Consider the following 23,260-nt stretch of genomic DNA (forward strand, 5'->3'; position numbering starts at 1 on the left):
TATTATTATAAAGAGAAGAGCGGTGAATTCAATCGCTAATACGCGCGCTTTTGTCGGATATGAAACACTTTGCTAAAAGTGTTGATTATTTAAGGGGGAAATTAAAATGGATACCGGAACCAAAACAGATAGACGAATCCTGAGAACGAAAGAAGCCATTAATAAGGCGTTTCTCGAACTGTTTTACGAGAAAGAATTCGATCGAATCACAATCAATGATATTTCGGAACGAGCCAATGTAAACCGGGGAACTGTTTATCTCCACTACACGGATAAATATGACCTGCTCAATAAATGTATCGAAGACCATTTGAACCAAATGATCCTTTCATGTACGTTCACCAAGTTTAGTCACAACAAATTGGGGCTGAACGAGTCAATTGAGGCGCTGAAGTTCTTATTTGTTTATTTCGAGGAAAATTTTCTGTTCTTTTCTTTCATGTTCGCCAGCAGGCAAACTTCCATATTTCGGGAACGCATGCTGCATATTCTTATAACCACCATACAGGAGAAGCTTGATATGCAGGGCATCAATCAGGGCATGGATCAGGAATTGATTGTCGATTTTACGGCTTCAGCCTTCGTTGGAACGGTGGAGCATTGGATTATGAAGCAGATGCCGCACTCCCCTCAATTTATGGCGGAGCAAGTATGGAAATTGTTTGAGAGGAATAATATTTCTTGATAAAAAATGACAAACCAATTGGATAGCAGGAGTGTGAGGCCGATAATGATAAAAGCTGTACTTTTCGATTTGGATGGAACGCTATTAGATAGAGATGCTTCCTTGAAACGATTGATTGATGCGCAGCATAACCGATTTCAGAATTTTTTAGGCCATATTCCGCAGGAAGTTTTTAAGACTAGGTTTGTTGAGCTCGATTCTCGTGGTTATGTTTTGAAGGATGAAGTTTATCGACAATTGATTGATGAGTTCGAAATCCGGGGTATTACATGGGAAGAGCTGCTTGACGATTATTCTACACAATTTAATCAGAACTGTGTTCCGTTTCCTAACGTGGTTGAGATATTGGAGCATCTTCATAACCAAAATATATTACTGGGGATGATCACCAACGGCTTCACAGCTATGCAGCTGAGTAACATCAAAGCCCTCGGTATTGAACAATACTTTTCTGCGATTCTCGTATCGGAGCAGGAAGGAATAAAGAAACCGGACCCACAAATATTCATGAGGGCATTAGAAAAGCTCGGAGTGAATCCGCAAGAGAGCATTTACGTTGGAGACCACCCGGTTTACGATGTTCAAGCATCTCGAAATGTTGGGATGATCGGTGTTTGGAAAAAAGATGATTATTGGGCTTCTCCAGTGCAAGCTGATTTCATTATTGACGATTTGTTTGAACTGGAACTAGTTGTAAAAAAGCTTCAAGCTTGACTCTCAGTTGCATGCATAACTTGATTTAGATGGCGGGGGATAAATTTGAAAAAAGATGTATTTGTACATCCATACCTGGAAAGATTGAAGCTGCACGATAATTTACTTCCTGATATAAGCACTCTTCGGAGGATTCATAAGCAGCATTTGCTTAACATCCCCTTTGAAAACCTTGATATCATAGCCGACAAAAGAATTGAATTCGATGTCAAAAAGATGTGGATGAAAATTGTGGAGCAAAAAAGAGGCGGAATTTGCTACGAGCTGAACGGATTGCTTTTTCACCTGCCTGTGGAATACTCGTTCACCTTGCAAGAAAGAAGTCTGGACGACTTCAAGGAAAGATGCTTATATTTTGAAACCTCCCCAGATTCGAGATTTAGAAAAAACAGACTGTGCTCCCTTGAAAGGGAGAACGGCAGGATATCGCTAAAGGATGACAAATTGATTCTAACAGTAGATGGGATAAGAACAGAAAAGAGTATTGAAACCGAACAAGAGTTTCTGAGCAACCTCCTCTCAATCTTGATCCGATAAAGCATACTTTTCCCTAAACGTGGAGGCAAGGCGCAATTCACGCATCATGGAGCGTTTTTTGTTTTGATGTTCTTGCATCCTTCTCAGGATATTATCCAGCGCCTTGACTGTATCAACGATATGTTTTCCTTTATTCAGCATAACGCATTCGGAGCCTTCGCCCATGGCTGCATCGGTTATTTCTGCCCGGGATGGAATTCCATCCTTGGCCATGCTCTCCAGTACCTGAGTAGCCCAGATGACAGGAACATGCGCGGCCTCACAGATCCACAGGATTTCCTCCTGTACCTCGGCCATTCTCTCGAAGCCGCATTCCACGGCAAGGTCGCCCCGGGCAATCATCACTCCGCAGCAGGGGACCTTCATAATCTCCAACAGCATAGAAGGCAAGTTCTCAAAGCCCCGCTGCGTTTCGATTTTCAGTACGATCCCGAGCTCCTGGTTATTAAGCTCATACAGGTGTTTACGAAGCAGTTGAACATCCTCAACACTATTAGCGAATGATAGAGCCACAATGTCTGCATGACCGGCAACAAACTCCAAATCCTCCACGTCCTTGGCAGTCATAGCGGACAAATGAAGATTACTGTTAGGCAGGTTGATGCCTTTTTCCCCGCCTAGCTTATGACCGCCTTCCCGTGTATGTGTTATTCGAACATGCAATCTGTCAGCTTCCGCTCGGTCTACGATTCCGCCGATTTTGCCGTCATCAAACCAGATATCCTCTCCAGCTTTGACATCCTCGAAAACTTCCCGAGCGGGAAATCCGATTGCTGCGGGACTGATAACATTTCCGTCGCTATCCAGAGCTGCAGGCCGCCCGTACTCTAGTCCCGGCTCTAAAATAAGGAGATCTCCAATTGTCAGGTGGATCGTGTTTTTCTTGGCAGGGAGACTGCCAATTGTCGTTTTAAGCTCTGTACCCGTACCGGTTTCGGATTGAATGACTAATTCAGTGCCCGGTATGATATAGGCAGTTTTATTAGCCTCGGCCAAACATCCTTTTTCCGTAACGTCAATCACCTTCAGAGTCCGTTTCGCGTTACGCGCATCTTGTAATTTGATACGGTCTCCTTTTACAAGTTTCTCCAGCCAATCTCTTTCTACTGGCAAGAAAAAGTCGGCTTCTGTGATGGGGGGCAACGGAGTTTCCTTTGCAGATAGCCACACCCGGGCAGATCGAATGATTTCGCCAAAATCATTTTTCAGAGGACGTATTTTGATTACCGCCGGTTTTGGCTCAATGGACCCGGTTCGAAGCTTCGGACCAGCTAAATCCATCATAATTTGGCATGAAAGATTAGTTGCCTTCTCGGCTTTGCGAAGGTTCTTAATGATCTTTGACCAAATCTCCTTATTGTCATGTGCACAGTTGATACGCATACAGTTCATGCCGCTCATTAAAAGGTTATACACAAGCCAATAGTCGTCAGCTGCTTCGCTGGGCATGGTTACCATGATCCGCACATTTCTGTCAGCAGGCGGCGCCCCAAGCAAGGCTTCCGTATGTTCTTGCAGAAGCTGCTGGCCGGTTTTAATATCCAGAATCGAGGAATCTATTGAAAAAGAACTCCAAGGACGATGTACCAACTGGTGGAGAACTCGCAAGACTGCGTCGATAGTGGCCAACACAGTTAGCTCTGATCTTCCCAATGAGGATAGCCCCATCTGAGCCAACTTACCTTGCAACGAGCGTATGTCTTGACTTCGCAATACGAGGTAATGCAGCAGATTCTGGGCGCTAGACAAGTAATCTGGATGACGATCAAATAAAATTCCATCCGACTCACTGGCCATGCTCAACATGTCTTCCCGAATCGCACTTAGTTGACTGATCATATCCTCAATTTCCGCCGATTGATGTAAAAAGCTGTTGTAATTATATTTATCTATCATACTCGCTCACCTCTTAAAAAAGGTTCAACACTATTTTTTGTATGCGCTTTCAATATCGTTGTTCGCTACCTGCTATATGAAATAATCTCCTCCTCCAGTTTATTAGATATTTTCACAAAATAAAAGCCTCTCCACATAAAAATAACAGATATAATGGGATTGAAAGCCAAACCCGCGAAAGGAGAATGGTTCCCATGAAAGAAAAAATCACTTACGGGTCGATCGACGAGTATATTGCAGCGTTTACGCCCGAGGTTCAGGACATTCTTCAGACGTTAAGGAAAGTAATCCAAGAGTCGGCGCCGGACGCGAAGGAAAAGATCAGCTACCAAATGCCGACATTCGAGCTCCACGGAAATCTTGTGCATTTTGCGGCTTTTAAAAAGCACATCGGTTTCTACCCGGCACCGAGCGGAATCGATGCGTTCAAAGAGGAAGTAAAGGAATATCACAAGTCGAAAGGGACATTGCAATTTCCCCTCGATAAGCCGCTCCCCTATGACCTCATCAGCAGAATCGTTAAATACAGAGTTGCAAGCAACATAGAGAAAGCGGAAGCGAAATTGAAAAAGAAAAGCTAATTACTTGGGGGGATGAAAATGAGAAGCGAGAAAGAAATGTTCGATTTGATACTAGGAATAGCTCAAAAGGATGAACGAATTCGTGCGGTGTATATGAACGGCTCGCGTACCAACCCTAATGCCCCCAAGGACATTTTTCAGGATTATGATATTGTCTATGTAGTGACAGAAACAGCCTCTTTTATTAATGATGAACAATGGACCAATATTTTTGGTGATATGCTTATGATGCAAGAGCCGGATAAAAATGACCGATCTTTAGGTATAGAGATGGATTTTTCCCGGTCTTACGGATATCTAATGCTGTTTACAGATGGAAATCGTATCGATCTTCATATTGAAACCAAAGAATCAATGCTTGACAGGTATGTTAGCGATAAACTAACACTTCCCTTATTAGACAAGGACAACTGCCTGCCAATCATCCCTCCCCCTACAGATATTGACTATCATGTACAAAATCCCACAGAGCCACTATTCATGAGCTGCTGCAATGATTTTTGGTGGTGTCTGCAAAACGTTGCCAAAGGAATTTGGCGTGATGAATTGCCGTATGCGAAACAAATGTTTGAATGCATCATTAGACGCCGTTTGGATGAGATGATTTCATGGTGGGTGGGCACAAAATATGATTTTCAAGTGTCTATAGGAAAAATGGGAAAATATATGAAGAAGTATCTCCCCGAATCCTACTGGGATATGTACAAAGAAACCTATTCGGACAGCACTGATGCTAATATGTGGAATTCGGTATTCACAGCCTGCGAATTATTTCAAATTCTAGCCAAAGATGTCGCCGAGTATTTTCAGTATACATATAAGATCAAGGATGACGTTAACATGACTAATTATCTAAAGCGTGTTAGCGAATTGACGGTTGATGCCAAAGGAATATTTTGAATGTTATAAATCATTAAGGTACAAGGGCTTTCCAGTAGTCCCATGCCTTCAAGTAATCCGCTAAATCATGTGGATGGTGTTTGATACAGATCCCGATTCGGCAGTACAGCTGAATGATTACTTCTTCGATAAGCCTTGATCTCTCTATAGGCTCATGATTTAGCAGAGTGAATGCTGAAATTAAAGTTTCCAGGTTCAAATCGTCAGGAGAGGAGCAGAACGCATAAATGAAATCATACAGCACAGGCCCAACAATCGGTGCAGGATCGATAACTCCGATTAATTCGTTTTGGTCAAACACAAAATTATGGACACCACAGTCTCCGTGAAGCAGAAACCTTTCCTTTTCTTCACCCTTCGATATGTTTCCAACCAATGATTTCACTTTATAATAATCCTCAATAGGTAAATGGCTGCCCACATTCATGCGAGCATACTCCACGTCCTGGTCGATAAAATCACGCCAAGTTGGACACGGATCTTCCACCCAAAAGCCCCACTTATCCGTGTGAGAATAATTTTCATAATGATTAATGAGCCCATTGACCAAGAGTGTCAACCAGTTTATTTTTGAACCTCTTTTATAATGGGTTATGCCAGAAATGTATGTATATACAATAAACGCTTTTGCAGGATCAGTATAGAGAAGTTTAGGTAGCAGAGCGCTATGCCGATATGTATGAAGAAATTGTTCGACCAAGATATTTTGTTGTGGAAGATCCAGCTTTAGAACGTATTGTGGTCTGTTGTTTACCGAAAGAACATAGACGAGACCTTCTGTAGTTCCAGTCGTGCTATGAATGAGGTTATCGGTGTGATCAATTATCCCTTTTTCATGAAGATCATTGACGATGCCTGTGATATCTTCTGATTTGTATAACATTCCAATCTTTCTCCTCTTGATTTCAAGTTATTTCCGAAGATAATATAAGCTGCATTAAGGATTTGTGCAATGAATTAATGGCTTATCAGCAATCTAAAGATGGCAGCTAAAGATGATAATGAAATTGTTGGATACGTGTATAGCAATATTTCATCAAAGGAAGTGTATTCTTTGTATCAAATGGGAATGATAACGCGCTGAAATTTTATCTGGATAAAGGCTTCAAAATAAGTCACCAAAACTTGACGGGTTTATTACAGTGTTAAGGAATACTGAAAAGGAGGGAGCATAAGCCCCCTCCAGTTTTCCAGCCACTTGTTAACGATTTGCGGTGTAATGATGGAGAATGATTACAGATTCACAGTTACCGTGTTCGAATATGCTGACAGTCCTGCCTCATTTACGGCCGCTACCCGGTAGGTGTAGCGATTGCCGCGCATGACAGTTCTATCCGTGAAGCTGACGTTGCCCGAAAATCTCAGTCCAACTGGGAAGAAGGCTCCACCATTATTAGAACGTTCGATCACGAAACCAGTCTCATTACTGGAATTGTCCCTCCAGGTCAGACGAACCCGTGGTCCGGTTAGCCGTCTTGCAGTCAAATTAGTTGGAGCCGCCGGCGGCTGAACTTGATTTGGATCAACCTTCACTACATTGGAAAAGTCGGAGTCGACAGTCACCACCGGGAAGCCGGGAGTAGCAGTATCGCCCACAGTGTTGGAGGCAAACACCCGGTAGTAGTAAGTGTTAATAGTGATGCCGATTGGATCGGTGTATGAAGTTGAATCGGCTGGCAGTGTTGCAACAGTAGTCCAAGGGCCAGAACTGCTGGCTGCCCGCTGGACAGTGAAGCCAGTCTCGTTACTGGAATTGTCCGTCCAGGTTAAAACTACACGCTTGTTGAAGAAGGAACCGGTAAGATTGGCAGCGAGACTGGAAGGCGCTTTCGGCGGAACGGCAAACGCCACAGCATGCATCATATCCATCTCTTCGTGAGCTAAAATATGGCAGTGATACACGTATTCCCAACCAAAGTTTACATAATGGTTAGTAATCTGGTTAATTGGATTTCCCAACGGGTCGAACCATCCTACAGGCGGCGGCGGTGTCAGTACAGCGCCCTCGGGCATTGTCGGGTCGATCAGACGAACACTGTTTGGCACCTCGAATGGTACCTGTGCAGGGGAAGGAATACTGGGTCTCAGCGCAATGATTGTGTGCTCAAGCGGGTTTACTCTGAAGGTTTCCTTCCAGCCCAGTTCATTAGGATCAGGCGGCAGCATAGCTCCATCCCAGGCAACCCGGTTAATGAGCTGTGCAGAAAACAGGTGGGTGTGAATGGTATGGGTATCCACGCCGTTGTGAGTGATCTTCCAGATCTGAGTTCCATCATCAAGAGAGCCAATCGGAGTCGCATTAAGATTTGCTGTGCCTTTGATAATTTCAACGGGTGGACTGGCATAGCCGTAGACTACAAATTGACTGAAGTTAGAACTCGTGACAGGGAATTCTAGTCCAAGCATACCACTCATTCGTCCATACCCCATGTCGTAGACTTCACCCATTTCATCTTGTAAAGCCTTCGGTTCGATCTGCAAGGTAACAGGTGGCTGAAGAACTCCGCTCGCGTCTATCGGACTAAAGGTTTTGGAGAACTCAAAAAGTTGCACATAGGCGCTGGAAGCGTTGGCAGGTAAATTATTAACGTTATAGGCGGAGTTGTAAGCGGCCTGTGGGATAATGATTGGATCTTGGGTCGATTCAAAGACACCTCTTTTGGTATCTGTTTTAGAAAAAGCTGCTTCTAGCGCAGTAATGTCATACGCAGGTGTGGGAGCAGAAGCTGCCACTCTGATCTGCATGATCGTGCGGATATTGGGGCCGTAGCCAGGCTGCGTGGACGGCGCGCCACCCTCGGCAGTCTGGTCCGGGTTGCCCGTGTAATAGTCATAGCGCGGATCGGAAGCTGGGAAAGCTGCGGGAGCATCGTTGTAAAGAATGAGGGTCTTACCGGCATATTGGGAAAAGTCAACGATGACATCTGCCCGTTCTGCGGTTCCCAGCAGGAGCGAGTGCTGATCGACATTCCCGAAGTTAAAGTTTGTCGCATTCAGGTTCCATGTGATCGGCTGGCTGGGTATTACCACAGGTGCCGGAAGGAAACCGCTTTCGGTGCCGATCTGAATCCAATCCGGTCCTTTTAAGGCAGGATCAGGCACGCCACTTGGCCAGTCTGCAGGAATACCCGGTGTTCCACTAGCGGGTATCATTTTAACTTCTGTAGCATATCCCGTGTCAGGTGAGATATAGCCAGCAGGATCAGCTACATACATTTGTAAATTAAAGAAACGGTCATCGGCAGCATTCAGGATGCGGAACCGGTAAGCCTTGGGCTCCACTTCCAGGTAGGGATAGGCCGTACCATTGACAAGTGGGGTGTCCATAAACGCTTCACCCGGCATGGAAGGGTTAGGCGTCGCAGGCATCATTGGCGGCTGCTCGGGCGCATTTACGGGATCGTAGTAAGGGTTCGGAACTGGCCCATGCTGTATATTCGTTGTGGGCGGCCAGAACCACGGACCATACATCCATCGACCAAACGGGTTTGCCCCGCTAGGATCCCAGGGATTCTGGGCCGGGCTATAGACATGAGGATACCACAGGTCGCCGGTATTGGGTGTACCTGGCGTTGTTCCCCATGCCCAAGTGGGGTCCGTACTAAGGATGGTGTTGGCATCAACGAAAGTTTTGTCTTGGATAACCAGAGGAATCCCAAGTTCGGGAAGAATCTTTTGCAAGCCTGGATTTACCCCGGTTGTGTTGGTGCCGTTGATAAGATCCTGTTCGACCTGGTCTGTCAATAGATAAGCTGCGGCTTCTCCGGCATAGACATTAAGGCGAGTGATGCCATATGAATGATCATGATAGAACATCAGTCTTGCACTTTGGGCATTGGTGTAGTACAAGGTCTGTATACCATCGCGGGGGTCGTCTGCATTCTCCATATCAGGGACGTTTACTACACTGACGCCCTGGGGATAGGGAGTGTCTTCTCCCGCCGGGGTAATCCACTGATGAGGCGTCCCATCGCTAATCCAGGCCGTATTGTTGCCATGGAGATGGATGTTGGCGCGATTTTGTGTGTAATTCATAGGCACGGCATCCATTCCTTGAGGTCCCATCCCCGCCCCCATAACGGTTGTATCTACCGGGATGAAGAGATTGCCATCAGCTCCGGTAGGAAGCAAGTTATAGAACTTGATGCGCACCGGTACGTCACGGGTGGCGATAATAGCAGGTCCCATATAATGGGGTGCATCCACTCCGTAAGCCTGAGTCCCATCACCTTTTAAAATCGGCACACCATTATGGGTCAAAGCAATATGCGCACCGGGAACGGCTGTTGTAGACAATTGCACATAGCCTCTGAGCGTGGTGGGCGGCAGATCCGAGTGCATCTGTTCTTTAAACTCAACGACAGCGATTTCGTAGTAGTCAGAACCTGGATAAGTTGTTGTATCAGGGGCGGCAATCGGGATGTACTGACCTAAAGCGTTTGTGCTGCTAGGTCCCAGCCCCGGCATTGCATCAACAAATTTTCTCAGCGGCGGACTGTAGGCCCAGTTGGCGGTACCGAAATAGTCCGGGATCAGATATCCAGTTTCCGGATCGGGCACGAGAGCCGCCAGGTCTAAAGATTTTTTTGTCTGCATTTTTCTCATCCTCATAAATTTTTTATGAAGTAATTCTATTAATAATTTTTTGTTCCCTATATAGTATTCATTATGTAAACTAGGGTTTGTGCGCGAATCATCATGAATGATAATTAATTCACTAACGGCCTGAATCACTTGCAATCGAGAATGCTGCGAAATTGCTTGGACGTTAATATTCGTATATAATGGGATGACTAATTGATGAATCACTAACTTGATTAAGGGGGGCAATTCGATGACAAAATCCGAGACGAGATCGGTTAATCGCAAATCAGACATCATTTCAGCGGCGATCGAGGTATTCGCGGAGACAGGGTACTTTCGGGCAACGACGGCACAAGTCGCGGAACGAGCCAAAATATCGCAGCCATATATCTTTCGTTTTTTCTCGACTAAAGAAGCTTTGCTGTTGACAGCGCTGGAGGTATCCTGGACGCGAGTAATCGATTCCTTCCGCAAGGTCGTGGAGTCCGCCTCGCCGGAACAACTGGAGATGGAGCTAATCCGGGCCTATGAGGTTATTTTGGACTCCTATCGGAATGAAGTGCTGCTTCAGATGCAGGCTCAGACGATCCAGGAAGAAGCGATCCGGGAAGCGATGCGAGGTGGATTCGGGGAAGTCCGACGAATGGTTCTGGACGCCTTCCACGCAGCCGGCATTCCCAATGCCGAGGAACGAACGATGCTATTCCTGGCCCGTGGAATGCTATGCAACATTTCGGCAGCGCTGGCTATGCCCGAGTTGATGGAAATATGAGGAGTTCAAGAGCTTTTTAAAAGTGGTGATTGACTAATCAATCACTACATGATACATTGACTTTAAGTTAGTGATTGATCAATCACAATATTAGGATGAGGTGATTCTATTGGAAAAAGCGATTGTCGTAGGAGCAACTGGCGGTACTGGCGCTTCGGTTACGGAGGAGCTGGTCAAGCGAGGGATACAGATGGTGGCCTTCGGGCGATCTCGCGAGAAGCTGGAGCAGCTTAGGGCTAGACTGGGTAATCCGCAGAATTTATCGATTGCAACAGGTGACGCTTTCCGTCCGAATGACATCGTTATCGCTTCGGAAGGCGCGAGCGTCCTGTTCCATTGTACGAACGTTCCGTATCACGAGATGGTAAGCAAACTGATTCCTCTAGGCGAATCAGTGATGGAGGCCGCCGACAGGCTGAGCTTGAAGGTAGTCGTGATCGACGGCATCTATCCCTATGGAAGAAGACAGATGGACCGGGTGACCGAGGAACACCCGAAGCAGCCGCACACAAGGAAGGGCAAGATTAGGCTCGCCTACGAGAAGATGCTGTTTGGCGGCCGATGGAGCCGGGCCAAGGTTATGATCGTCCGCTTACCGGATTATTTCGGCCCCACGGCGAACGAGGCGTCTTATCTAGGCTCTACGCTCGAAGCAATCGCTGCCGGTAAGATGGCTTTTTTCATTGGCAATATGCGTGTTCCTAGGGAGTTCGTCTACTTGCCGGACGCGGCGTTCATGATTGCGGAGCTCGCTGCCAGGGATGATGCTTATGGCGAGAACTGGCATATTCCGGGCGCAGGCTTGATCTCGGGCAGGGAGATCGTACGAATAGCCCGGAAGGCAAGCGGAAGCGCCAAACCAGTTATTCCGCTCGGAAGAGTTGGGCTATCTTTGCTCGGCATGGCCGTGCCGGTAATGAAGGAGGTAGTGGAGATGCTCTATCTTACCGAAGAGCCGCTTGTCTTGAGCGGGGATAAATACGAGCGGTTGATCGGACCGGTACGGTCTACGGCCTTTGAAGAGGGAATCACAGTTACGGTTCGTGCGCTGCAAAGAAAAAATGGCTCTCTTTTAATGGAGGATAGTAATTGATTGATCACTAACTATGGCGCGGGAGGCAGGTTATGAAGCGCTTTAGTCTCTTGGGCAGCGGGAATGCTCCGGTTGGAGCCAGTCAACGCTATGTGCGGCTGATTCTAAACGATATCACACCAAGCAGGGCAGTTTAGATCTTCCTGCGATAACGCAGGCTTTTCCGGTGAATGGCGGGAAGGAAGAGGAAATCCCTGCGAAAGTGCGGGAATTTCAAGCCTGAACCGCCATGCCGGATGATTGGGGCCGAAGAGCCTGCACCTTTGCATGAATTTGGGGAAGGCCAAGCTTTTACGGGGAAAAAGATGTAGCGTTGCAGGTTTTCCACCACGACAGGTTTCAATGTCACATTTGGTTATAGTAAAGAGGGGCTTCCGCCTCTCTATTTTATGTGTTTAAGCCTGACTATTCGTCCGCTTGGAGCATATCAAAGTGGCCGCCAAAACCGAGCACGTCCTGCTTATGGGGGATGGGGGTTTAAAGAACATATGGTATAATGGGCTAACGGAAAATCCGGTTTAGTTAGGAGTTGTTAACCAATGCATATTGGAGTGGATTTGGATAACACCATACTTGATGCTACTTCAGCGCATTTGGAATATTATAATCAAGCGTCCGGATTATCGTTGACACCGGGCGATGTTGATGATTTTTATTTATACAGATTATATGGGTGGGACGAGGCGGAACGGAATGCCATTTATCATAAATATGGGCATGATATTCACTGGAATTCATCACCTTTGCCGATGGCAGTAGAAATATTGCAGCAGCTATTTAATGAGCATCAAATATCAATTATTACTGCCCGCCCCTTACTTTTTCGTGAGGTGGCTAGATTTTCATAAGATTAATTATCATAACATAGGGGTTTAGGCATTCCTCGCTGATTATTATGTGTTGACTTCTGATTACTGGACACATATCGAGCCGGTAATATTGATAGTTCTGAATGAGACAAGATCTGACCGTTTACGAGAGTTTAATCCGGCAGATCAATGGGAGCTATTCTTGCTGTACCTTTCGTAATCACACCGGGTACATGATCGGTCATTTCTTCCACGGTAAAATCGTTTCGATAGGAACTCTCCACTAGCTTGAGAGGCTTGTTCAAGTGAAACCGTAGAAGTCTGGAAACTCGAGAAGCTTTTGAAAATAACCCCTATTGGTCTATACTTTGAAATAGTAGGATTACTTTGAGTTCCGACAGATTGCATTGACTGTATTATCAAAAGATAGGGGGTAACGAATAATGATTAGCGCGATTTTAGTTGGTATTGTCGCTTTGGAACATTTGTATATCTTATATTTGGAAATGTTTTTGTGGACAACACCTAAAGGATTAAAAGCTTTTGGAACAACAAAAGAGATTGCCGAAGCTTCAAAATCTTTAGCTGCTAACCAAGGGCTATATAATGGATTTCTAGCCGCTGGATTGATTTGGAGCTTGTTGTATCCTGATGCAGCGGTGGCTCGCCAACTTCAACTTTTTTTTCTCGTTTGTGTCCTTATTGCAGCAATTTTTGGAGGAATGACCGCTAAAAAATCGATTCTTTTGGTTCAGGGACTTCCTGCGCTGGCAGCTCTATTATTTGTTTTGATGAGTTAATGCATAAGAAAGTTCGGCCCGGGTTACGGCAGCAGAACCTGAACAGGAATGCTGCTTTTTTTGCTGCTCTTTTTAGACAAAATGAATATCGCCCTATCCAGCATATGGTATAGTAATAATTAGCGATTATGGGTCTTAAGAACTGGGAGATTTTTGGGGGGAGAAGGGTGTATTGTCATCAATGCGGGGCCAAAAACGCTCCGAAACAAAAAGTATGCGCCAAGTGCGGGGCAAGATTGCTGACGGCAGAAGAACGGCAGGTCCTGCTGGAAGTGGCTGCGGGAGCAGAGGCAGTTCAGCAGCCGGGTATGGCGGCACATCGGCGGGGGGAAACGCTTTCGAGCCAGGACGACAAGACAGGGGCAAAAGGGAAGACTTCGGGAGCAGGGCGCGCGTTTCTTTGGCTGATACCCTTGCTGCTTGCGGGAAGTGTGGGTCTGGCGCTTACGATGTATTACAACTATGAGCAGTCGTTGAACCGTGAGGTGACGGCATTACAGCAGCGGGCACAAAAAGAAGCTTTGGCCGGACACTATTCGTCGGCTGTTCAGTTACTGGAAGAGGCCGAGGGGAAACGGCCCCGTTACACTGCGCTTCGCCAGGACCGCGAGCTTACTGCCAAGGCGGCGGAGCTGCAGCTGCAGCTGGAGAAGGCCTCGGGACAGCTGAAGGAGCAGAAGCTGGACGCCGGCGAAAAGGCGCTGAACCATATCGCCAATATGGTAAACAAACGGCAAGAGCCGCTGTTCGCTCCGCTTAAGAAGCAGCTTGCTGCGGGTCAGGTGAAGCTGGCGGTGCTGAAGGTAAAGAGCGAGTTGGACAAGCTGAACACGGTGGATGCGTTGGCCGAGAAGCTGGATACGGTGAGCGGCCTTTCCGGCCAAGAGGCTGCGGCTGTAAAAGCGCAGATCATCGGCAAAATCGTCGGCATCAGCTATGCGGCGGCTGAGCGTAAGCTTCGGGACAAAGACTTTGTCGGAGCCATGGCAGAGGTGGACAGCGGTCTGCTCTACGCCGCGGACAACAAGAAGCTGATTGCATACCGGAAGCAGATTGCGGATGCCAAGAAGGAGTTTGAACGAGCGGAGGCGGAGCGAATCCAGCTTGCCGAGCAGAAAGCGGCGGAAGAGGACCTGAATAACCGGACGGCCGCGGTGGATGTATCCGGCCTGCATGTGGTGCTGGATGATTACGGTGATTTGCAAATCAGCGGAACGGTCACCAACAAGGCGACCCGGCCGATTTATTCGGTGAGCATCAATCTCGACATCTACGATTCTTCAGGGTCGTATCTGGGGAATACCTATGCTGGCGTATCTCCGTATCATCTGGAGCCGGGAGAGACGGGCGATTTCACCACTTGGTATTATGGGGTATACAGCCAAGCCCAAGCCTCTGTCGTCAACGCAACCTGGTATTTGGAGTAGGAGGGCCGGATAATGAGTAAAGGGATATGGATAAGCATGATCGCCTGCCTGCTGATCGCGGGCGCCGGAGCGGGAGGTACATATTGGATTCATCAATCGGCCGAGCGCGACTTGAATGAGGGTCCGCTGCTGGCAGCAGCGGGACAGACGCAAACCGCCGCACAGCCTGCGGCCGCTAAAGCGAAGAAGACACGCAAAGAGATTATTGAAGACAGCCAGAAGCGGGTCGTAACGATTGAAAGCGGGGAAGGGCTCGGTTCGGGATTTCTGTATAACGGCAAAGGAGATTTACTGACGAACGCGCATGTAGTGGCCGGTTCCCGGGACGTAACGGTGCGGACGATGAGTCACAAGGAATACAAGGGGAAGGTTATCGGGATTGGCACGGATACGGATGTGGCGGTCGTCCGCGTGACGGAGCTTAAGGCTACCCAGCCGCTGCAGATTGCCCGCAGTAATAAAGCGGAGATTGGCGATGAGATTTTGGCGCTAGGCAGTCCCCTCGGACTGGAGAATACGGTCACGACAGGCATCATCAGCGGTCTCGGCCGCAGCTTTGATATCGAGCCTTACACTTACAGCAATCTGTACCAGATTTCCGCGCCGATCGCACCCGGCAACAGCGGCGGTCCGCTGGTAAGCGCGGAGACGGGCGACGTACTGGGGATTAACTCCGCATCCGCCACCGATGAAGCGGGGATCGGATTCAGCATTCCGATTGCCAGTGTGCTGAAGCAGGCGGAAGCATGGTCGGAGCATCCGATGTCGGAGCTTCCGGACGTAAGCAGTGACGATAGTGACGATTACGATGGAAGAGATACGCTGGCGGACAGCCAGAGTACTGTAGCTTCTTTTTATCAAAGTCTGAACGCCGGCGATTACGTCACGGCTTATTCCCTGCTCGGCAGCGATTGGCAGAGCAAGACTTCCTATGAAGATTTCCGCAGCGGTTATTTGAAGACCGGCTATATTTCCATAGGGACCTTAACTGCCGAAGAGCAGGACGGCGGCGCTATGGTCAGCGTTGATATTACGGCCGAAGAACGCCGCGATACGGGGACCGTATACCAGACTTACCGGATGAGCTATTCGGTGGGGTATGAGAACGGTAATCTGAAGATTTTGCATGGCAAGGGCAAGAAAGTGGATTAAAAAAGGGCCATAGCCCCGCTGTTTCAGATAAGAACAGGCGGGCTATGGCTTTAAGTGTTAGCATGGTCGGAATTGAAAGTTGCAGTTATGCTGCGTCAGGCTCTCAGTAAGAACCTTCGGCGATCATGATGTCGCGCTCCAGGTCGGCTACGGATAAATCCTGTTTCAGATAAACGTCATCCTGCGGCAGCGCGAGCTGAAAATCGGTGCAGCTGCAAATGGCGATTTCACCCCCCTCCAGCACAAAATCCAGCACATGTCCTCCTCCGTCACGGGCCTCATTGATAAAATGCAAATGATATCCGGCCACTGCGATCCCTTGTGCGAAAGCGGGAGTCCAGAACCCGGCGATTACTCCGTCCACATCGGCAAAATGAAACGACGGCTGGGACTTTGTGACCTCTACAAAAGGCGGATACGGTTTATCCTGATGCGGAACGGTGCGGGTGTGAACCTCCCGGAAATGCCCGTCGATTCGGATCGCATGAAACAGATTCGGGCTGGGAACCAGATCGTCCAGCATCTTCTCCAGCTCTTGACGGGTTACCGTCCGATTCAGCGGAGCGGTCTGCTGCTGTTCAAAAAAGGTGACGGAAGAGAATGGCGTGGTTTCGTCAAGACTGACTTTTTTGGCCGTTCCGTCGGGATATAAGTGAAAGAATTGATCGTCAAAGGCAATCATTTCGCCGTCCAATTGATGAAATGTACCGATGCCGAAATCACCGTGCTTTTTCAATTCTCCAAAAGTGACCGTTCCATCGTACAAACCGCTGAGCAGTGCAATCATGGTTGAGGCTTGATAGATTACATGATTATCCATTTGTCTGCAGCTCCCTTTTTTGGATGATATGAAATAATAATATCAGTTTGCCTTATCAGGCAGCAGCTTTTCCCCGAGCTTGGCGCTGTCTCTGTAGTCAATCGGGATATCGACCACCACAGGGCCTATTTGATCGAGAGCGCAGCGCAGTACTTCTTCCAGCTGCTCCGGCCGATTAACCCGCAGCCCCACCGCACCGAAGCTTTCGGCATATTGGACAACATCAATACTGCCAAAGTCTACACCCGAGGTTCTGCCGTACTTGGCCATTTGCTGGAATGCGACCATATTATAGGCGCCGTCGCTCCATACAATATGAACGATTGGAAGCTTAAGGCGGACCGCCGTCTCCAGTTCCATGGAGGAAAACAGAAACCCGCCGTCCCCGGATATGGAGATGGCTTTTTCACCCGGACGCACCAGTGAAGCGGCAATGGCCCAAGGCATAGCTACACCGAGGGTTTGCATGCCGTTGCTGAAGAGCAGACGGCGGGGTTCATAGCAGCGGAAATAACGAGCCATCCAGATATAGTGTGAACCGACGTCACAGGTGACCGTCACCTGATCGTCAATCAGCCTTCGCAAGGTAAGAATAAAATCCAGCGGGTGAACAAGCTCTGAGTGGGGAGAGCGGACGTCATTTTCGTCCTGATCCAGCTTCTGCTGGAGTTCTTTCAGTAAGGAGAGCGATTCGGGGGGGAATAGAAGGCCTTGTAAATGCGAAGCTAACGCTTCGACGGTTAAGACAATGTCGCCGATTAACTCGATTCGCGGCTGGTAATCATGGTCAAAGTCCGCCTGCCGGTTATCCAGATGATACACTTGCCGGACGCCTTCACGATTCCAAAGATGAGCATCGTACTCGATCGGATCATAGCCAATAGTCAGAACTACATCGGCTTCTTTCAGCAGAAGATCGCCCGGCTGGTTGCTGAACAGACCGACTCTGCCCATAAAATGCTCTTCCAGATCACGTGAGATTACACCGGCAGCCTGGAAAGTCTCAACGACTGGAATATCAGTGCCGCGGATTAGATTTCGGATAGCTGAGGTTACTTCCGGTGAACTTGCTTTCATGCCGAGCAGAATAACCGGAAGTTTGGCCTTGCGTATATTGGCGGCGACGGCTTCGACAAGTTCAGAGGGGGCGGCGCCAAGCTGAGGAGTAGTCAGAGGCCCAAAATTGAAGGGTACCGCTTCGTCGAGCAGCACATCCATCGGCAGGCTGACAAATGCCGCTCCCGGCTGGGCGGTGGAAGCCTCGCGGAACGCATTCGTAATCGCTTCGGCGACATTGTTCGGATGTTCAACTTCCACGCTGTATTTCGTAACCGGTTTAAACAAACCGGCATTGTCCATAGATTGGTGCGTATGCTTCAACCGGTCTGCCCGGGAGACGGCTCCTGCGAGTGCCACAACCGGGTCGCTTTCGGAGTTGGCCGTTGCTAGTCCCGTGACCAGATTGGAGGCGCCCGGACCGGAAGTGACCAGGCATACCCCCGGCTTTCCGGTTAAGCGGCCGACAGCCGCCGCCATAAAAGCGGCATTCTGCTCATGCCGGCAAACAATAAGCTCCGGTCCCCGTTCCCGCAAAACATCAAATACGGAATCGATTTTGGCTCCGGGAATTCCGAAAATGTACGGAACCCCTTGCGATATCAAACTGTCAACAACCAGATTGGCACCATTTGTTGCGGCGATTGCTGTAGAGATTTTTGAATTTGCTTCCGTGCTCATCCTATCCATCTCCTTGTCTCTGAAATCTTTGAAAATGCAATTCATTTTCTCTATTTCCATGTATATACAGAAAACGTGACGCCAACATCTATTATATTCCCAAAAAAAGTAAAATCAAGTGAAAAAATTCAAATGAATCATAGAAAAATCAGCATAGATCTTCGCAGTTTCATTTGACGCGATCTTCAATTAAGAAGCCAATACCGACAATGTCTGTGGTATAGTGAAAGCATGAATCACAGGACAAAGGGGGCTTAGTATGATGATTGCAACAACGATGATTATCCGGCTGGATATCGAGAAGTCGGTTGCTTCCTTCGGGGATGTCGCTTCCGGAATTGCCGCGGCGGGCGGGGATATTGTCGCCATAGACGTCATTCGCGCGGGCAGGGAGATAACGACCAGGGATATTACGGTGAATGTGCTGGACGCCGGCAATGAAGAAATTATCCGCGTATTGTCGGATATGCCGGGAATTAAAGTGGTCAATGTATCCGACCGGACATTCCTGGCCCACCTTGGCGGCAAAATCGAGATTATCCCGAAGCTGCCAATCAAAAACCGCGAGGATTTATCCCAGGTCTACACGCCCGGGGTGGCTAGGGTCAGTATGGCTATCGCGGAGGATAACTCGAAAGCGTATACATTGACGATGAAGCGCAATACGGTAGCGGTCGTGACCGATGGAACGGCGGTGCTGGGCCTGGGGGACATCGGGCCGGAAGCCGCCATGCCGGTAATGGAGGGCAAAGCGATGCTGTTCAAGCAGTTGGCCGGAATCGACGCTTTTCCGCTTTGTCTCGATACGAAAGATCCGGATGAGATCATCAGAATCGTCAAGGCGGTCTCACCCGGCTTTGGCGGCATCAACCTGGAGGATATCTCCTCACCGCGCTGCTTTGACATCGAACGGAGGCTTGCGGAGGAGCTTGATATTCCCGTATTCCATGACGATCAGCACGGTACGGCGGTCGTCGCCTTGGCAGGACTATTGAACGCGCTTACATTGGTTGGCAAGACACTGGAGACGGCCAAAATCGTCGTCGCCGGCATCGGCGCGGCGGGAGTCTCCATCTGCAATCTGCTGCTGGCTGCCGGAGCCGGGCATGTGTGCGCGGTCGACCGGGAAGGCATTCTTTGCAAGGGTGTGCCCTATACCAACGAGGAATGGCGGATTCTTGCCTTCTCTACCAATCCCGAGGGGATCCAAGGTCTGCTGGGAGAAGCGGTGAAGGGGGCGGATGTGTTCATTGGAGTTGCCGGAGGCGGCATCCTGAATGTCGAGCATGTCCAAAGCATGGCTCAAGACAGCATCGTCTTCGCGATGGCGAATCCCATTCCGGAAATACAGCCGGAGCTGGCAGAGCCTCATGTGCGTGTTATGGCGACGGGCAGAAGCGATTATCCGAACCAGATCAACAATGTGCTGTGCTTTCCCGGCTTGTTCCGGGGTGCTCTAGACTGCCGGTCCAGAACCGTCAATCTGGAGATGAAGCTGGCGGCCGCCCGAGCGATCGCGGCGGTGGTTCAGCCGGATGAAATCAACGAGCTGTACATTATCCCGAGTATTTTTAATGAAAAAGTGGTGGAGCACGTGCGCGGCGCGGTTATTGAGGCGGCGATCCGAACCGGATCAGCGCGCAGAATACCGCCGGATTTTTCGGGGTGGCAGGAGAAATAAGACAAGCGGTCCGACCTGCGGCGCCTAAGCAGCGGCCCTCTGAAACCATAAGATGGGCGATAGGGCTGCATGGGAAAGGTGATTTGGCTTTTCAGTGCGTATCAGATCCTGAAATAAGGAACGGTCATGTGCAGAAAGAAAGATAAACGCAAATAACCCTGCCCGGTTGTGGCGGGTATTTTTTTGTTAAGGAAACATTTCCTCGCCGAGATTCTATTCATTTACAGAATTAACAACAACGGGTACACTTAATGAAAATTTGCTTGCGCAAAGGAGATGAAGATCCCATGTATCAACAACCAGGTATCTTTTATGGGGGCGGGCTTAGCCCTTTGCTTTTTATCGGGTGGCTGATATCCATTGGATTGGGGATTTATGTGTTTGTCTTGTTCGTTAAACTTGCCCGTAGAGGAATCGAAGCCTTGGATTTGTATATATACGCTAAAAACCGGGAGATACGCGATCGTTATGAATCCGTTAATCCGAGGGATTGATGCCTTGATTGTGATACAATAATAGCAATAGAAATTGGAGGTGGCGAAATGCGCTGGCAAGAAGTACAGGAACGGTTTCCGGCTGAATGGGTTGTTTTGGAGGCAACGAAGGCTCACTCCGATGGAGGTCATCGATATATTGAAGAAGTGGTTGTAATCGATACGTTTGCCGATTCTACGGAGGCTCTTCGCCGCTACAGCGAACTGCACCGGCAAGAACCTGACCGCGAATATTGCTTCTTCCACACCTCCCGACCGGAACTGATAGCGAGGGAACGTTATGTTGGAGTTCGAGGGCCGAGATGAATATAACTGAGGAATACGGATTGCCCTTTGTAAGAATAGTGATTGCTTTTAGGGGTAAAGAACTTGAACTGAATAAGATGCTGCTCGATACGGGATCGGCAAGTACGCTTTTCAATGCTGATTTGGTTCGGGAGATTGGGATTGTTCCTGAAGAAAATGATGTTGTGGATACCATTCGAGGAGTAGGTGGAGTGGAGTACGTATACACCAAATTCTTGGAAGCCATCCATTTCGATGGTCACTCGATTTCACATTTTCAGGTCGAGATTGGAAGCGTGGACTATGGTATGGAGATTGATGGTATTATTGGATTTGATTTAATGAAGGCAATTGGTCTAATAATCGATACGAATGAAATGACAGTCAACTTACATCTGTAGTGTGTATAAAATGCTGTATTCTGATGCTTGAAAGACTGTGAGGAAAAGAATAAAATGGTTAACCCCGCCAGGCCTGATGCCTGACGGGGCTGTATGTTTAAGAGTGAAATCGGCGGGACTTATGCTTTAGCCGCAAACTCCCGTGCCCGCAGCTCGACGCGGCGGATTTTACCCGAGCTTGTCTTCGGGAGGTCGGAGATAAACTCGATTTTACGCGGGTATTTATAGGGAGCCGTAATTTCCTTGGTATGGGCCTGCAGCTCTTTCGCAAGCTCCGGCGAGCCGGTGATTCCGTCCTTAAGCACCACAAAAGCTTTGACCACATGGCCCCGGATTGCATCGGGACTAGCTACGACCGCGCATTCTTTGACCAGCGGATGCTTCATCAGCGCTTCCTCCACCTCGAAGGGACCGATTGTATACCCGGAGCTGATAATAATATCGTCGCCGCGTCCCTCAAACCAGAAGTAGCCGTCCTCGTCTTTGGCCGCCCGGTCACCGGTAATAAAGTATTCACCGCGAATGGAGCCGGCTTTGCGTTCCGGCTCTTTGTAGTACGACTGGAACAAGGCCGGCATGCTCACATGAACGGCAATATCGCCGACCTCGCCCGGAGGAAGGGGAATGCCGTTCTCGTCCACGACATCGATCATCCCCTGGGCGGTCGCACGGCCCATGGAGCCGATCCGGATCGGCGTGTCCTTGAGCGTACCGATCAGCAGCGTGCTTTCCGTCTGCCCGTAGCCGTCACGGATGGTAATGTCGAAATGGCGTTTGAATTCATTGATGACCTCCTGGTTTAGAGGCTCCCCGGCGGATACGGCGCAGCGCAAGCGGGAAAGGTCATAGCGGCCGAGTCCGTCAATTTTGGCCATAAGCCGGTACTCCGTTGGCGTACAGCACATGACGTGAATCTCCCGGTCCTGGATCAGCTGCAAATACCGGTTCGGATGAAAAGATCCGTTGTAGACAAAGCCGGTAGCTCCGTTGCCGAGCACGGACAGAAACGGACTCCATATCCATTTCTGCCAGCCGGGAGCGGCCGTTGCCCATACCGTATCCGATTCATGAATGTCGAGCCACTGCGAAGTGATGCGCAGATGCGCGTAGCCCCAACCGTGGCTGTGAACAACCGCCTTCGGATTGCCTGTGGTGCCGGAAGTGTAAGCGAGAATCGCCATATCGTCCCGGGTGGTGGGAGCCGCAGCAAATGTATCCGGCTGGCCTTCCATCAGCCCCTCCAGTGCCAGCCAGCCGGATTCGGCTTCACCGCCGGCGGCGGAAACCGAGAGGAGGAAATCGAGGGCGGGCAGATCGTCCGCGACCTTATTCACTTCTCCCGTAACCTCCGACCAGGATATGACCGCTCTCGCTTCGGAGTGGCGGAGGCGGTAATCCAGATCCTTCGCGCGCAGCATTTCCGAAGAAGGAATGATGACGAGCCCAAGCTTCAAGCAGGCCAGATATATAACATAGGCGATGATTCGGCGCGGAACCATAACGAGAATCCGGTCGCCCTGACTCAGTCCAAGCTCTGCCAGGCCTCCGGCCAGCCGGTTGGCCCGCTTCAGCAGCTCGCCGTACGTAATTTCCTCGTATTCCCCTTTATCGCTCAACCATTTTAGCGCAAGCTTGCCGGACGGATGGCGTTCCATCTCCGACGTTATATTGTAACGTTCCGGGGCTATCCATTGCTCTTTCATCAACTAATCCATCTCCCATATATGAAAGGTAGTAGCAATTACGATGCTATTATAGCATGAACTCTTAGTACCAGGTACTATTAGTGTTACGAATATATTAACATTCCGGAATGCGGTAAGCCTGCTAAAGCTCGTTTCGTAAGGCCGGATAAATGGGTACTCTCTTTTTGCGGGGAATGATAGTTTGTT

At 48.8% G+C, this 23,260-nt stretch carries 22 protein-coding genes; 15 read left to right on the plus strand and 7 right to left on the minus strand.

The genetic code is table 11. The features are described 5' to 3' along the window. Window positions 1–106: 106 nt before the first annotated feature. Genes KP014_RS07385 through KP014_RS07395 form a run of 3 tightly spaced genes read left to right on the plus strand, consistent with a single transcriptional unit; the run spans window position 107 to window position 1,936 of the window. The gene (locus KP014_RS07385) at window positions 107–685 is read left to right on the plus strand and encodes a TetR/AcrR family transcriptional regulator (protein WP_036592809.1); all 579 of its coding nucleotides are present in this window, start codon (window positions 107–109) and stop codon (window positions 683–685) included. Window positions 686–730: 45 nt separating this feature from the next. Beyond that, the gene (locus tag KP014_RS07390; RefSeq protein WP_036592810.1) at window positions 731–1,399 is read left to right on the plus strand and encodes an HAD family hydrolase; all 669 of its coding nucleotides are present in this window, start codon (window positions 731–733) and stop codon (window positions 1,397–1,399) included. A 45-nt stretch (window positions 1,400–1,444) separates the two neighbouring features. Then, complete coding sequence (locus KP014_RS07395; protein WP_036592811.1) at window positions 1,445–1,936, plus strand: arylamine N-acetyltransferase family protein; 492 nt, start codon at window positions 1,445–1,447, stop codon at window positions 1,934–1,936. Here the strand turns inward: KP014_RS07395 and KP014_RS07400 are convergent. Further along, window positions 1,919–3,832, minus strand: coding sequence for a pyruvate kinase (locus KP014_RS07400; protein ID WP_036592812.1), 1,914 nt, complete (start codon window positions 3,830–3,832; stop codon window positions 1,919–1,921). The two genes, KP014_RS07395 and KP014_RS07400, sit on opposite strands and share 18 nt — an antisense overlap. A 194-nt stretch (window positions 3,833–4,026) precedes the next feature. Between KP014_RS07400 and KP014_RS07405 the strand changes: the two genes are divergently transcribed. Together KP014_RS07405 and KP014_RS07410 are read left to right on the plus strand one after the other, a co-directional pair. Next, complete coding sequence (locus tag KP014_RS07405; RefSeq protein ID WP_036592814.1) at window positions 4,027–4,413, plus strand: iron chaperone; 387 nt, start codon at window positions 4,027–4,029, stop codon at window positions 4,411–4,413. An 18-nt stretch (window positions 4,414–4,431) separates the two neighbouring features. Next, window positions 4,432–5,313, plus strand: coding sequence for an aminoglycoside 6-adenylyltransferase (locus tag KP014_RS07410; protein WP_036592816.1), 882 nt, complete (start codon window positions 4,432–4,434; stop codon window positions 5,311–5,313). A 13-nt stretch (window positions 5,314–5,326) separates the two neighbouring features. On the opposite strand, the gene KP014_RS07415 is transcribed toward KP014_RS07410, so the two are convergent. After that, complete coding sequence (locus KP014_RS07415; RefSeq protein ID WP_036592817.1) at window positions 5,327–6,196, minus strand: phosphotransferase; 870 nt, start codon at window positions 6,194–6,196, stop codon at window positions 5,327–5,329. A gap of 350 nt (window positions 6,197–6,546) precedes the next feature. Further along, complete coding sequence (locus KP014_RS07420; RefSeq protein WP_139210616.1) at window positions 6,547–10,194, minus strand: fibronectin type III domain-containing protein; 3,648 nt, start codon at window positions 10,192–10,194, stop codon at window positions 6,547–6,549. Here KP014_RS07420 and KP014_RS07425 point away from each other — a divergent pair. The 3 genes from KP014_RS07425 (at window position 10,148) to KP014_RS07435 (ending at window position 12,610) form a co-directional block, all read left to right on the plus strand. Beyond that, window positions 10,148–10,669 (plus strand): TetR/AcrR family transcriptional regulator, encoded by a 522-nt coding sequence (locus KP014_RS07425; protein ID WP_090834391.1) that lies wholly within the window; start codon window positions 10,148–10,150, stop codon window positions 10,667–10,669. The two genes, KP014_RS07420 and KP014_RS07425, sit on opposite strands and share 47 nt — an antisense overlap. 109 nt (window positions 10,670–10,778) lie before the next feature. Then, window positions 10,779–11,762, plus strand: coding sequence for an NAD(P)H-binding protein (locus tag KP014_RS07430; protein WP_175491887.1), 984 nt, complete (start codon window positions 10,779–10,781; stop codon window positions 11,760–11,762). A 539-nt stretch (window positions 11,763–12,301) separates the two neighbouring features. Next, on the plus strand, window positions 12,302–12,610 hold the full coding sequence (locus tag KP014_RS07435; RefSeq protein WP_036592819.1) for a 5' nucleotidase, NT5C type: 309 nt from the start codon (window positions 12,302–12,304) through the stop codon (window positions 12,608–12,610). A gap of 134 nt (window positions 12,611–12,744) precedes the next feature. Here the strand turns inward: KP014_RS07435 and KP014_RS29030 are convergent, their stop codons facing one another. Beyond that, window positions 12,745–12,876 (minus strand): hypothetical protein, encoded by a 132-nt coding sequence (locus KP014_RS29030; protein ID WP_281426455.1) that lies wholly within the window; start codon window positions 12,874–12,876, stop codon window positions 12,745–12,747. A gap of 138 nt (window positions 12,877–13,014) precedes the next feature. Here KP014_RS29030 and KP014_RS07440 point away from each other — a divergent pair, with 138 nt between their 5' ends. The 3 genes from KP014_RS07440 (at window position 13,015) to KP014_RS07450 (ending at window position 15,950) form a co-directional block, all read left to right on the plus strand. After that, window positions 13,015–13,371 carry a DUF1304 domain-containing protein gene (locus KP014_RS07440; protein WP_036592820.1) on the plus strand — a complete coding sequence of 119 codons (357 nt, stop codon included), beginning with the start codon at window positions 13,015–13,017 and terminating at the stop codon, window positions 13,369–13,371. Window positions 13,372–13,538: 167 nt separating this feature from the next. Then, on the plus strand, window positions 13,539–14,798 hold the full coding sequence (locus KP014_RS07445) for an FxLYD domain-containing protein (RefSeq protein ID WP_036592821.1): 1,260 nt from the start codon (window positions 13,539–13,541) through the stop codon (window positions 14,796–14,798). 12 nt (window positions 14,799–14,810) lie between these two features. Then, window positions 14,811–15,950, plus strand: coding sequence for a S1C family serine protease (locus KP014_RS07450; RefSeq protein ID WP_036592822.1), 1,140 nt, complete (start codon window positions 14,811–14,813; stop codon window positions 15,948–15,950). Window positions 15,951–16,053: 103 nt separating this feature from the next. Here the strand turns inward: KP014_RS07450 and budA are convergent, their stop codons facing one another. Both budA and alsS read right to left on the minus strand, forming a co-directional pair. After that, a complete protein-coding gene (gene budA, locus KP014_RS07455) occupies window positions 16,054–16,770 on the minus strand; it encodes an acetolactate decarboxylase (RefSeq protein ID WP_036592824.1) in 717 nt (238 codons plus the stop codon). Between the two features lie 42 nt (window positions 16,771–16,812). Beyond that, window positions 16,813–18,483, minus strand: a complete 1,671-nt coding sequence (gene alsS, locus KP014_RS07460) for an acetolactate synthase AlsS (protein WP_425517277.1) — start codon at window positions 18,481–18,483, stop codon at window positions 16,813–16,815. A 286-nt stretch (window positions 18,484–18,769) separates the two neighbouring features. On the opposite strand from alsS, the gene KP014_RS07465 reads away from it, so the two are divergent. The 4 genes from KP014_RS07465 to KP014_RS07480 all read left to right on the plus strand — a co-directional run bounded on the left by KP014_RS07465 (window position 18,770) and on the right by KP014_RS07480 (window position 21,368). Beyond that, on the plus strand, window positions 18,770–20,188 hold the full coding sequence (locus KP014_RS07465; protein ID WP_090834422.1) for an NAD-dependent malic enzyme: 1,419 nt from the start codon (window positions 18,770–18,772) through the stop codon (window positions 20,186–20,188). A gap of 287 nt (window positions 20,189–20,475) precedes the next feature. Next, window positions 20,476–20,682, plus strand: a complete 207-nt coding sequence (locus KP014_RS07470) for a hypothetical protein (RefSeq protein WP_036593205.1) — start codon at window positions 20,476–20,478, stop codon at window positions 20,680–20,682. 48 nt (window positions 20,683–20,730) lie between these two features. Beyond that, complete coding sequence (locus KP014_RS07475) at window positions 20,731–20,988, plus strand: hypothetical protein (RefSeq protein WP_025689163.1); 258 nt, start codon at window positions 20,731–20,733, stop codon at window positions 20,986–20,988. Beyond that, window positions 20,985–21,368, plus strand: a complete 384-nt coding sequence (locus tag KP014_RS07480; RefSeq protein WP_036593201.1) for a retropepsin-like aspartic protease — start codon at window positions 20,985–20,987, stop codon at window positions 21,366–21,368. The genes KP014_RS07475 and KP014_RS07480 overlap by 4 nt, the downstream gene beginning before the upstream one ends. A 119-nt stretch (window positions 21,369–21,487) precedes the next feature. Here the strand turns inward: KP014_RS07480 and KP014_RS07485 are convergent, their stop codons facing one another. Beyond that, window positions 21,488–23,071 carry an acetate--CoA ligase gene (locus KP014_RS07485; protein ID WP_090834390.1) on the minus strand — a complete coding sequence of 528 codons (1,584 nt, stop codon included), beginning with the start codon at window positions 23,069–23,071 and terminating at the stop codon, window positions 21,488–21,490. Window positions 23,072–23,260 lie beyond the last annotated feature (189 nt).

Origin of the sequence: Paenibacillus sophorae (assembly GCF_018966525.1) — a bacterium.
Taxonomy (GTDB): domain Bacteria; phylum Bacillota; class Bacilli; order Paenibacillales; family Paenibacillaceae; genus Paenibacillus_AQ; species Paenibacillus_AQ sophorae.

Bases quoted from the DNA above. Each gene is read 5' to 3' on its own strand.
- KP014_RS07385 (WP_036592809.1), top strand. From the start codon at position 107: ATGGATACCGGAACCAAAACAGATAGACGAATCCTGAGAACGAAAGAA.
- KP014_RS07390 (WP_036592810.1), top strand. From the start codon at position 731: ATGATAAAAGCTGTACTTTTCGATTTGGATGGAACGCTATTAGATAGA.
- KP014_RS07400 (WP_036592812.1), bottom strand. From the start codon at position 3,832: ATGATAGATAAATATAATTACAACAGCTTTTTACATCAATCGGCGGAA.
- KP014_RS07405 (WP_036592814.1), top strand. From the start codon at position 4,027: ATGAAAGAAAAAATCACTTACGGGTCGATCGACGAGTATATTGCAGCG.
- KP014_RS07410 (WP_036592816.1), top strand. From the start codon at position 4,432: ATGAGAAGCGAGAAAGAAATGTTCGATTTGATACTAGGAATAGCTCAA.
- KP014_RS07415 (WP_036592817.1), bottom strand. From the start codon at position 6,196: ATGTTATACAAATCAGAAGATATCACAGGCATCGTCAATGATCTTCAT.
- KP014_RS07425 (WP_090834391.1), top strand. From the start codon at position 10,148: ATGACAAAATCCGAGACGAGATCGGTTAATCGCAAATCAGACATCATT.
- KP014_RS07420 (WP_139210616.1), bottom strand. From the start codon at position 10,194: ATGATGTCTGATTTGCGATTAACCGATCTCGTCTCGGATTTTGTCATC.
- KP014_RS07435 (WP_036592819.1), top strand. From the start codon at position 12,302: ATGCATATTGGAGTGGATTTGGATAACACCATACTTGATGCTACTTCA.
- KP014_RS07440 (WP_036592820.1), top strand. From the start codon at position 13,015: ATGATTAGCGCGATTTTAGTTGGTATTGTCGCTTTGGAACATTTGTAT.
- KP014_RS07450 (WP_036592822.1), top strand. From the start codon at position 14,811: ATGAGTAAAGGGATATGGATAAGCATGATCGCCTGCCTGCTGATCGCG.
- budA (WP_036592824.1), bottom strand. From the start codon at position 16,770: ATGGATAATCATGTAATCTATCAAGCCTCAACCATGATTGCACTGCTC.
- KP014_RS07465 (WP_090834422.1), top strand. From the start codon at position 18,770: ATGATTGCAACAACGATGATTATCCGGCTGGATATCGAGAAGTCGGTT.
- KP014_RS07470 (WP_036593205.1), top strand. From the start codon at position 20,476: ATGTATCAACAACCAGGTATCTTTTATGGGGGCGGGCTTAGCCCTTTG.
- KP014_RS07475 (WP_025689163.1), top strand. From the start codon at position 20,731: ATGCGCTGGCAAGAAGTACAGGAACGGTTTCCGGCTGAATGGGTTGTT.
- KP014_RS07480 (WP_036593201.1), top strand. From the start codon at position 20,985: ATGAATATAACTGAGGAATACGGATTGCCCTTTGTAAGAATAGTGATT.
- KP014_RS07485 (WP_090834390.1), bottom strand. From the start codon at position 23,071: ATGAAAGAGCAATGGATAGCCCCGGAACGTTACAATATAACGTCGGAG.